Here is an 11,296-nt window from a genome sequence, read left to right as displayed (position 1 = left end):
GTGAGAGAGGCATCGGAGTAATCAGTTATGCCGTGGTGTCCTGTCAGTTTCCCGGCGATAAAATCCTTACTCTGAACAAAGCTGAATGTTTTCTTATAGAGATCAGGATAGTTTTCTTTTTCCCAGAGTATTTTAGGAAGCGACAGATGAACGTCAATTCTGTTTCCACAGATATCATAGAACTCTGAGTCGGAGATTTTCTCTCTTATGGTTGCACAGAAGGATTCCGCTCTATTATCAGAATGTATGATTTCTGAAAACAGTGGATCTCCAACTGCATCGATGGGGAGCATGCCGTTCATATGACCGCTGAGCCCTATGCAGCTGATGCGCTGGAATAATTCAGGATGGCTTTTATAGAGCATTCGGGTTCCTGTGACGACACTGTTCCAGTAATCTTCAGGATTCTGCTGTGACCACCCTGGTTTGGGGTATTCAGTACTATAGTGTACAGTTTCCCAGGCTAGAATATTTCCCTTCAGATCGAAAATTGAGCATTTATTTCCAGTTGTTCCAATGTCATAGGTTAGAATGCAGTTTCTTTCGCTCATTTTATATGGATGTAAAACCGCCATCTACAACTAAATCTGTTCCTGTTGTAAATGAGGCAGAATCATCGGCAAGATAGAGCACCGCGCTAACCAGCTCTTCAGGATTTCCCATCCGTCCGGCAGGTGACATCTCCAGCCATCGGGATTTCCACTCCTCCGGGGCTGAGAGAGTCATTTCTGTGGCAATATATCCGGGGCTGAGGCTGTTGACTCTGACATGATGGGGAGCCCATTCTACTGCTAAGGATTTAGTCAGCAAGATGACCGCGGCTTTTGAGGCATTGTAAGCACTTTGCGGCTGGGGAACGTTAACAATATGACCGGACATGGATGCCGTATTGATGATAACTCCGCTTTTTTGTTTGATCATGACCTTACCAGCGGCCTGGGAGGTGAAGAAAACGCCGGTTAAATTAATATCGATGACTTTTTTCCATTGTGCCGGTGTCATCTCTTCGGCTGCTACGTTGATGCAGATCCCGGCATTATTAAAGGCGATATCCAGTTTCCCCCATTCTATGATGATTCTATCAACCATGGCCTGAACATCATCGGCACTTGTGACATCACAGGATATGGCCATTGAACGGCGTCCCATAGCTTTGATTTCATCTGATACACGGGATGCAGTCTCCAGGTCAATATCGACAATAGCGACATCTGCACCATTTCTGGCCAGACCCAAGGCTACTGTTTTTCCGATTCCCCGAGCTCCGCCTGTTACATAGGCAGTTTTGTTTTCTAAGTTACTTGTTATCATCTCAATCCTCATTCTCTGTTCAAAATTTCGTACGCAATCGATTTTGCCCAGACAAAGATCTTCTTTTAATACCTCCTGAAATTGAATCTATTAGTATTGACCGACTAATCCTATCTTAAGATAAGGGTCGTCGGAATCCGGTACTCCTGAATTGGATCATTGCTTTTTTTGATCCGCTTTAAAAGAGTCATTGCCACTTTTTCTCCAATGTCTTCTTTGTTCTGCTGGACCCCGATAATGGGGGGGATGGACATGGAATACCAAAAGGCATCATCAAAACTTGCAACCCCAAAGTCTCGGCCGGTTGTGTTCGCATTCTCGATGAGAAAATTACTAACTCCCAAGGCAGCCAGGATATTGGCACAAAACAGGGCGGTGACATTTTTATCTTCGATGAGTTCTTTTGTTAATTGGTAGGAATCTCCGATTCGCTGATCATCCATGGGTCTGGGTCTTCCAGATCCTGATTTTATCAAATCTTCATCGACCTTGATACCATGTTTTCTGAGGGCTCCCCGGTAACCATCGGCCCTTTCATGCATGGTTTCATCATAACGGGAACCAACAAAACCGATTTGTGTATGACCCTGTTTAATGAGTTGTTCTGTTCCTTCAAATGCACCCTCATAATTAGTGGACATGATTATATCCCTGTCGAAACCGGTGGGCTTTCTGTCAAAAAATACACAGGGGCATCTATCTGCGATGACTGTGGCCATATAACTGCAATCCATACCGACTGGCGCTATAATCAGGCCATCAACATTTTGCATGAGCAGGCTTTCAATATTGTTTCGTTCCTTATCAGTATCTTCGTTTGAGTTGATATATATAAGATGGTATCCATTCATACTCATGACCTTATCGATGCTGAGGGCAATATCCATAAAAAAACTGTTTGCAAGGTTTGATACGACATATCCAATGACCTTTGAGCTACCGCTTCTCAGGTTTCTTGCCACTGGATTAACATTGTAATTCAGGTGTCTGATGGCTTTGAGTACTTTTTCTTCTGTTTCTGCACTAACATTCCTTGTTTTATTAATAACATGTGAAACAGTAGCAATAGACACGTGGGACAGTCGTGCTACATCCTTCATGGAAGCACCCATAGCGCTTACTCCTTAACTTGACGTAATCGATTAACCAGCTTTTACAATACATCAGCGATTCTTCCTCGTCAATAAATTTGACGGAATAAATCGGCAATAAAAAAATAATATAAAAAACATTTGACAAGAAGGAGTATGTCGTTCTACCATAATATAATCGTTTACGCAATCGATTATATATTTGAATTATTTTTATTTAATTTTTAATTCATAGGGGATGATATTTGAAAGCACTTGTTCTTGAAAAAAAAATGAAACTGGTTATTCAGGATCTGGAAATATATCAAAAATGCGATTCAGATGAAGTCAGGATTGCAATAAAAAATGTTGGAATCTGCGGCAGTGATGTTCATTACTACCAGTACGGTGGTATCGGGGCATATATTGTCAAGGAACCAATGGTACTTGGTCATGAAGCTTCAGGGGTTATTGTAGAAACAGGCCGGAATGTCACCGGTCTGAAGGTGGGGGACCGGGTCTGTATGGAACCTGGGATTCCCGACTCCAAGAGTTCTGTCAGTCGGAGAGGATTATATAATCTTGATCCTTCAGTTCAATTCTGGGCAACGCCTCCTGTGCAGGGTTGTCTCTGTGAATCTGTTGTTCATCCGGCAGATTTCACATATAAAATTACAGATAAGATATCTTATGCTGAGGGAGCTATGATTGAGCCTTTAGCTATCGGACTTCAGGCCGCTGAAAAAGGGCATATTAAGCCAGGTGATGTCGCACTGGTTACTGGATGCGGCACTATCGGTCTATTGACAGCCCTTTCGGCCCTTGCAGGGGGCTGCAGCCGGGTGTATATCTCTGATATCAATAGTCAGAAATTAGGCATAGCCAGCCAATATAATAATATCATACCAATCAATGCATCCGATGAAAACCTTTTTGATCGCATCATGAATGAAACCGAAGGAAATGGTGTTGACTGCATTTTTGAGGCATCAGGAAGCCCTGTTGTTTTTCCTACTCTCCATGAGTATGCGGCACCGGGGGGAGTCATCGTACTGGTTGGTATACCTGTGGATGGTTTTGGGCAATTCAGTATTTCCGGAATTCAGTCCAAAGAGCTGCGCCTTGAATCTGTATTCAGGTCTGCCCATAAGTATAAAAGGGCTATCCGACTTATCGATTCTGGGAATATTGATGTAAAACCGCTGATCTCTGCTGTTTATGACTTCGATGAGAGCCTTGCCGCCTATGAGGCAGCCTCTGATAATAAATCACATTTTATTAAGATACAGATTCAGTTGGGTAGTTAAGGACTGGTCTTTAAAATAATCCAGTTTTTAATATTGTATTTTTGTTAAATGTATTCATTGACGGATGGTATAATCAGGGTTAATATGGATAAGTAAACGATTACGTAAAGGATTAACTGTTCGTCGATGTTTATTTTTTGTTTTATATTTGGGGAACCAAATAATTTTAAATTTTTTAGAAGGAGAATTCTATGAAAAGGACTCTAAAAGTATTGGTTTCTGTTCTGTCCTTGAGTGTGCTGTTGTCAACAACAATGGCATTCGCAGGAGGCCAGCAGGAAGTCAAACCGGAAAGTGGAGAGACGGGAGCTACAACTGTAGTAAATATCGCTCTAGCCAACAATCCAATTTCTCAGGCTCTTGAAAAAATAGCCAGAGAGAATTACAAGGCAGAAGGTGTTGATATTCAGATTTCAGTATTACCTGAGAATGATCTGAGACAGAAGCTGACCACAGAAGCATCCACAGGTGGAACAACCTATGATGTCTTCTTTATCGGTCCATATGAAGCAAACAACTGGGCTCGTTTCGGCTGGTTGGAGAATCTTGAACCCTATTTTTCTAAAATGACTGCTGCCAAAAAATCATGGTATGATCGTGCAGACTTGATTCAGGGAATGGTAGGGTCCGTATCACTTGATGGCAATGCCTACGCTGTTCCTTTTTATGGAGAAAGCTCTTTCATTATGTACAACAAAGAACTTTTTGCGGCCAAAGGACTCGTCATGCCTGATGCTCCTACATGGGATCAGATTTATGAACTGGCCAAGAAGATCCATGACCCGGCAAAGGGTAGTGTTGGTATGACCATGAGAGGCGCACCAGGTTGGGGAATGAGCGGTGCTCCTTTTGTAACCATGGTAAATGCCTTCGGTGGACGCTTCTATGATATGGACTGGAATGCCACAGTGGATACTCCTGAGCAGAGAGCAGCTTGGCAGATGTATAAAAAAATCCTGAGAGAAGCAGGACAGAAAGATATTCTTTCTTATACCTATAATGAGTGTATCGCGCTGATGCAGTCTGGTAATTGTGGTATTTATTATGATGCAACATCTATTGCACCTCCACTTGAATCAGAAGGATCTGCAGTAGCTGGCAAAGTAGGCTATGTTCTTCCTCCTCATCAGAAAATGAAAACAAATACAGCATGGCTCTGGAACTGGTCCATGGGTCTGAATCCTAAGAGTGATGCCAAGAAAAAACAGGCTGCTTTTGATTTTATGCTCTGGGCAACATCTAAAGAGTATATCAAGTTGACTACTGAACTGGATCCTTCAGGTGCATTGACTCCTCCAGCCTCACGTTCTTCAACATACAAACTGGATGCATACAAATCAGCTCCCTATGCTGAAATGACACTCAAGACTCTGGAATCAACAGACTTTACAAAACCGACTATGGAACCTGTTCCCTACGTAGGTCTTCAGTATATTGCTATTCCTGAGTTCGCAGATGCCGGAACCAAAATGACACAGTATCTGGCTGACTATGTTGTAGATAAAATTACATTGGATGAAGCTATTAAGAAAACAAATGATCTCTTTAATCAGGTCGCTGTTGATGGAAAATATCGTTAATATTTGACTTCCAGTTAATTTAATTTTAATCAGGCAGTATAATTCCATTTTATACTGCCTGAATTTTTAAGCTTATCAAAAAAATTCTAGATTATTTAAAAATTCATTATATAATTATGTAGAATTACAGATTTTTTGAGGAACCCTAATGAAAAAGGAAAAGGATTGGTTGTTTCTGCTGCCTGCTATTCTAGTAGTGGCTGTCATGACACAAGTGCCATTTATTCTGACAATTATTTATTCAACTCTGAGTTGGAATTTATCCAGACCGGATCTGCCTATCGAGTTTATAGGATTTGAAAATTATTTATATTATCTGAGGATCCCTGAGTTTCCTATTATTCCAGAATTTTACAGTATTTTCTGGCAAACAATTGTGCTGACCGTCTCCACTCTTGGAATCTGTGCTGTTGCGGGTTTTTTATTTTCCATATTGCTGGATCACCAGGTTCCTGGAATCAATATAGCACGTACACTGATCATGGGACCTTTCTTTGTTATGTCTACAGCCAGCGGTGTTATCTGGAAAACGACAATATTTAATACAACCTTCGGCTGGTATGGTGTGATTTCGAAATCTCTAGGATTTACTCCCGTTGATTTGCTCAGTTATCACCCCATGGCTGTCATTATTTTTCTTTTCTCCTGGCAATGGATACCATTTTTTGTTTTAATCATTCTGGCTGGTCTTCAGGGAATCTCAGGGGATGTTGTTGACAGTATGAAAGTGGATGGTGCTAACTGGTTCGAGTCTACATTTTTGATCAAGCTTCCTATGATCTCTCAACATGTCATGGTTGCCATAATGCTGGGACTCATATTTATAGTGAAAGAAATCGGGTTGATCCTTGTCACTACAGCGGGAGGTCCTGGTACCCGTTCATATAACCTCCCATATGCTGTTTATATGGAAATATTTAATGGATCTCAGGTCGGACGTGCCGGTGCTTTGGCAACGATGACTGTGGCTATAACCCTTATTTCTGTAAATGTATTATATCGAATCATCAAAAAAAGGAGTGCATCCTTTGAGTGATGCGGGGAAACATTTATGAACCCAGAAAAACTTAAAATATTAAGAAGACACAATATCAGGAAAAAAATTAATTTACTGTTGCTTACTCTCTTTATCTTTGCCATAGCAATCCTGTATTTTTCACCCATTCTGTATATGTTTTTGACCTCTTTTAAAACAGAGCATCAAGCTGTCAGTCCCAGTTTGATCTTCAAGCCGACATTGAATACCTTGAAAATGGTCCTCAGTGATGCGAATATGTTCAGATACTTGAAGAACTCGTTATTCCAGGTCTTTTTCACAACATTGGCTTGCCTTGTGTTGGCTGTACCAGCCTCTTTTGCACTTGTTTTTGGTAAATTCAAAAAAAGGAACACAGGAGAAAAGATATATGTATGGTTTATTACCACGATTCTTCTTCCTCCAGTCGCGGTCATTATTCCCTTATATACATGGTATCAGAAATTTAATTTGATTAAATCACCCATGGGATTACTCATCGCTTATATTGGATTTCATGTCCCTATCGTTGTATGGATGCTGCATTCCTTTTTTAAGGATGTTCCGAAATCAATCATCGAAGCTTCGGAAATTGACGGCTGTTCAAGGTTCAGACAACTGGTTTCTATTGCGATTCCTCTTGTAAGAACCGGAATCATTTCATCCGGATTGCTTGTAGCGATCTTTGTCTGGAATGAGTTCTTTTTGGGCTTCAACCTGACAGGGAATTCTACGGCGACACTACCAGTATATATGTCCCGTTTCAGAGAGCAGCAGGGCATGTTTGTTGCCCAGTTATCTGCATCCTCTACGGTTGCTATTCTGCCGGCAGTCATTCTTGGTTGGATCACCCAGAAGTCCCTTGTTAAAGGATTAACACTGGGTGCCGTTAAAGGATAATATGTAATTTCTCTTCTCTTTTTTCTGGACCCAGCTGCGAGGCTGGGTTTTTTTATAGTTTTTCCTCGGCAATTCTTAATTTTTCCATAATTATCCTTAGAAAATACAATGGTGAAATCCTTGAGTGTGGTGTTATGATTTTCATACTAATGGAGAATCAAATGACATCAAGAGAAAGAGTGCAAACGGCCCTTCATCATAAACAGCCTGATCGGGTCCCTATTGATTTAGGCGCTACCCCCAGTTCCGGCATTTCTGCCATCGCTCATGCCAGGCTTATGGTGCATATGAAATCAAATGACCCGACCCTTGTCTATGATGTGGTTCAGCAGTTGGCACAGCCCGGAAATGCACTGATCGATCGCCTGGGTGTCGACATTCTGGATATTGGCCGTCAATTTAATGATTTCCCGGAAGAATGGCGGGAGTTTCAGATGACCGATAAGTACAAGGCCTATTATCCAGGATGGTTTAAACCTGTTCTGAATGAACGTGGTGTCTGGACCAATACTCATAAAGATGGAACTGTCATAGCTGTGAAACCGGCTGGAGCCACTTTCTATGATCAAGCCTTTTTTCCCTGGGTGGATGGCTATCCTGATAGCCGTAAAGGCATGGAAGAGGCTCTGGATGAAGCCATGGATAGAGTCTTGTGGTCCAATATGGTGCATAGTCCATGGGATCATGCTGCGGATGACGGTTTTTGGGATACATTGAGAGCCAGGACGATCACTTTACGGGAAGAATCGGATAAGGCATTGCTTGTTGTCTGCGGATCCAACCTTTTTGAGTGGGGTACCTTCTTAAGAAGAATGGATAATTTCCTAATGGATCTTTACATCGACAAAGATAATGTTGCGATTCTAATGGAATTATTGATGGAACGGCATATGAAGACTCTTGAGAAGGTCTGTGATTCCGTCGGCGATCTTGTCGATGTGCTCCGCTTTGGTGATGACCTGGGGATGGACTCCGGGCCTTTTATGGGTTTGGATGTGTATACAGAGTTGTTTCATTCACATAGAAAAAAACTATGCAGTTTTGTCCATGAAAACAGTTCAATGAAGACCTTCCTGCATAGCTGTGGCTCCATATATCAGTTCCTGCCCTCCTTGATAGATGAGGGAATGGACATTATCAATCCACTACAGACGAACTGTCTGAACATGGAACCTGAGAGGGTGAAGGCCGAATTTGGTCAGGATATTTGCTTTTGGGGAGGGGGAATGGACCCCCGGGAAATCTTGAATAAGGGAACGCCGGAACGTGTCAGAGCCGAAGTTTTCAGGCGGCTGGATATTCTGACTCCTGGAGGAGGCTACGTTTTCAACAATATTCATAATATTATGCCCGACGTACCTCCTGAAAATATTCTGTCTCTTTTTGATGCTGTTCAGGAGTATTCCCGGAAATAGCTCTGTTTTAGTCTATAACTCATTCCTCAGATAAATGCCTCTCATAGATTTGTTGTCAATCCACGATTCCGGCAGTATAATAAGGTATAACTGTTCATAGATCAGAATAAAAGAGGCTAACCATGAAACGTAGTATTTTAGCTTTTCTGATCCTGACCATTCTGCTTCCTGCCTTATTCGCTCAGGATACGAAAGAACACAATATCAGCGTCAATACAATCCCATTTGCATCATTACCATTAGGCAGCAGTGCTGATCATTTTAAAACTGGTTTTGGTTTTGAGGCAGATGCGGCCATTCAACCCGCCGGGTGGAAAGGGTTCGGCCTGGGAGCCGGACTGGGCTATTCCATGATCCCCATTCAAAGTAAAGACTCCATCTATATCCTCGGCTTTACAGGGGGACCCGTTTTTTCCATGCCCCTGGCTGATAAATTCACTCTTTTCACCTCGGCCAAAGGCGGTTATTTCATCTATGACGGTATGGGCTGGGATCCAGGTCTCAGTCAGCAGTCCGGTTATGTGCTGACTGCTGGTGGTGGAGGAACCTTCAATATAACAGATCCATTCTCTATTGGGCTTGGAGTTTCCTATAATTATTACGATCAGGTCTATAACGGTATAGGAATTTCCATCTATGGACGCCTTGATTTTGGAGTGGAAGCCAAAGAAAGGGCTGTACGGGACTACAGCAGCAGGGAGAATAAAGTGACTCCCATGAAAGAAGAACCACCCAAAAAGGAAAAAGGGAAGGGTGTGGAACTGAGAGATATGAACATGCTCACTCTTTTTCCTGTGCTCTACAAGTATTATGACAACAACCCCATTGGTACGGTCAGAGTCAAGAACTTTGAGAAAAAGACCGCCGAAGATATCACCATCGATTTTTATATGGAACGCTATATGGATAATCCCATGACAACAGGAGAATCCTTTACCCTGTTGCCGGGAGAAGAGAAAATCATAGAGCTCTATGGCCTGTTTACTCAGGATATGATGTCTATCACAGAGGGTTCCAAAGCATCTGCTCTGATTAACCTCTCCTACATAATGAATGATAAAAATAAATCGGATAAATACAATCCTGTGCTGGAGCTCAATAACCGGAATGCTCTAACCTGGGATGATGATCAGAAGATCGCCAGCTTTATCACAGCCAAGGATCCTGAAATCCTTTCTTTTTCAAAGAAAGTGAGCAACTGGATGCAGGGAGTAGAAAACCCGGCGGTGGATGAGAATTTACAGAAGGGAATTGCGCTTTTTGAAGCCGTTAAATCCTATGGTATACGCTATGAGGTGGATCCTGCCACTCCTTTTTCCGAGCTTTCATCTCAGACAGAAGTCGTGGATTTTATACAATTTCCCCGGCAGACTCTGGACTACACTACAGGAGACTGTGATGATCTGACAGCTCTGTACACATCCCTGCTGGAATCAGTGGGTGTGGAGACCGCCATTATCACCATTCCCGGTCATATTTATATGGCCTTTGCCCTGAAGGATTCCCCTGATGAGGTGAGAAAAAACTATAGCCGTACTGATGAGTTTATTCTTGATGACAATAAAGCCTGGGTTCCTGTGGAAATCACCATGTTCCAGGCAGGCTTCGAAGATGCATGGCTGGAGGGAGCCAAGGAATGGCGGAATAATCAAAGTAAAAGCCAGACTGCTTTTTATCCAACCCATGAAGCATGGAGGCAGTACCAGGCTGTGGGTTTTCAGGACAATACTTCTATAGATATGCCCAGCCGCAACGATGTGACAACAGCCTTTGTTAAAACCATCAGCCGTTATGTGGAGCAGGAACTCTGGCCTCAGGAAACACTTATAAAAAATCAGATGGCTGATTCTTCCAAAAAGTATATTCAGCAGAACAAACTGGCCGTACTGTATGCCCGTTACGGACTATATGATAAATCCCTGACAGCCTTCAAAGAAATCAATGACAGCCGGACATACGTTCCCGCCCTGCTCAATACGGGGAATATCTATTATCTGAGGGGCGATTATAGAGAGGCTCTCAGCTGGTATGATAAAGTGCTTGAAACAAAATCGACAAACCGGAAGGCCCTGCTGGGTTCAGCCCGGTGTAACCACGAACTTGAAAATTACGGGACAGTCCGGGATGCATATCAGAAGCTGAAAGGTCTGGATCCCGACCTGGCTCAAAGATTTGCTTATCTGGATCTGAAAGGAGAAGAAGGGAACCGTGCTGCTGATGCTCTGGGGTTGAAAGAGCTTGTGATCTGGGAGGAAGAAGAATGAAACAAATACATATCAAATTATACATATTGTTTGCAACTACCTTCCTGGTGTTTGCGGCCTGTACAATGAATTCAGCATTTGAAGAGGCTCTTTTGGAGAAAATTACCCTGGATGAGGCCCCAGATGAGACTCCAGATGAGACTCCAGATGAGTCTCCAGATGAGACTCCAGATGAGACTCCTCTGTCCCTGACAGCTCCTGAGGGACTCACTGTTTCCGGAGGATCGTCAACCAGTCTTGATCTCAGCTGGAATGTCGTTACAGGTGCAGAGGGATACAAGGCCTACCGCTCGGATACAGAAACGGGAACATACACCCAGGTGAAAGGGGATGTGACCACCACCAGTTACACAGATACCGGTTTGACTCCTAATAAAAAGACATACTGGTATAAAATCAGCTGCTATAGCGGATCCACAGAATCTGAAAGGAGC

10 protein-coding genes are annotated in these 11,296 nt (G+C 42.7%); 7 read left to right on the top strand and 3 right to left on the bottom strand.

From position 1 onward, the window contains the following. The 3 genes from PF479_RS11660 to PF479_RS11650 all read right to left on the bottom strand — a co-directional run. A partial coding sequence (locus PF479_RS11660) for an FGGY family carbohydrate kinase (RefSeq protein WP_298006632.1) occupies window positions 1-551 on the bottom strand: 551 nt, incomplete at its 3' end. 1 nt (window position 552) lies between these two features. Further along, entirely contained in the window at window positions 553-1,311 is a 759-nt protein-coding gene (locus tag PF479_RS11655) for a glucose 1-dehydrogenase (protein ID WP_298006629.1), read from the bottom strand. 110 nt (window positions 1,312-1,421) lie between these two features. Beyond that, the gene (locus PF479_RS11650) at window positions 1,422-2,423 is read right to left on the bottom strand and encodes a LacI family DNA-binding transcriptional regulator (protein ID WP_298006626.1); all 1,002 of its coding nucleotides are present in this window, start codon (window positions 2,421-2,423) and stop codon (window positions 1,422-1,424) included. Between the two features lie 224 nt (window positions 2,424-2,647). On the opposite strand from PF479_RS11650, the gene PF479_RS11645 reads away from it, so the two are divergent. The 7 genes from PF479_RS11645 to PF479_RS11615 form a co-directional block, all read left to right on the top strand. Then, window positions 2,648-3,688 (top strand): NAD(P)-dependent alcohol dehydrogenase, encoded by a 1,041-nt coding sequence (locus PF479_RS11645; RefSeq protein WP_298006622.1) that lies wholly within the window; start codon window positions 2,648-2,650, stop codon window positions 3,686-3,688. Window positions 3,689-3,879: 191 nt separating this feature from the next. Further along, window positions 3,880-5,268, top strand: a complete 1,389-nt coding sequence (locus PF479_RS11640; protein WP_298006619.1) for a sugar ABC transporter substrate-binding protein — start codon at window positions 3,880-3,882, stop codon at window positions 5,266-5,268. A 148-nt stretch (window positions 5,269-5,416) separates the two neighbouring features. Further along, window positions 5,417-6,304: a carbohydrate ABC transporter permease gene (locus tag PF479_RS11635; RefSeq protein ID WP_298006616.1), complete on the top strand. Its 888-nt coding sequence runs from the start codon at window positions 5,417-5,419 to the stop codon at window positions 6,302-6,304. Window positions 6,305-6,319: 15 nt separating this feature from the next. Continuing rightward, complete coding sequence (locus PF479_RS11630) at window positions 6,320-7,183, top strand: carbohydrate ABC transporter permease (RefSeq protein WP_298006613.1); 864 nt, start codon at window positions 6,320-6,322, stop codon at window positions 7,181-7,183. A 161-nt stretch (window positions 7,184-7,344) separates the two neighbouring features. Continuing rightward, window positions 7,345-8,598, top strand: a complete 1,254-nt coding sequence (locus PF479_RS11625; protein WP_298006610.1) for a uroporphyrinogen decarboxylase family protein — start codon at window positions 7,345-7,347, stop codon at window positions 8,596-8,598. Between the two features lie 122 nt (window positions 8,599-8,720). Next, window positions 8,721-10,862, top strand: coding sequence for a hypothetical protein (locus PF479_RS11620; RefSeq protein WP_298006607.1), 2,142 nt, complete (start codon window positions 8,721-8,723; stop codon window positions 10,860-10,862). Then, window positions 10,859-11,296, top strand: a 438-nt coding sequence (locus PF479_RS11615; RefSeq protein ID WP_298006604.1) for a fibronectin type III domain-containing protein, incomplete at its 3' end; no start/stop codon positions are given. The genes PF479_RS11620 and PF479_RS11615, both read left to right, overlap by 4 nt.

The organism is Oceanispirochaeta sp. (assembly GCF_027859075.1).
Classification (GTDB): Bacteria; Spirochaetota; Spirochaetia; order DSM-2461; family DSM-2461; genus Oceanispirochaeta.
This window is presented reverse-complemented; position numbering and strand designations above follow the sequence as displayed.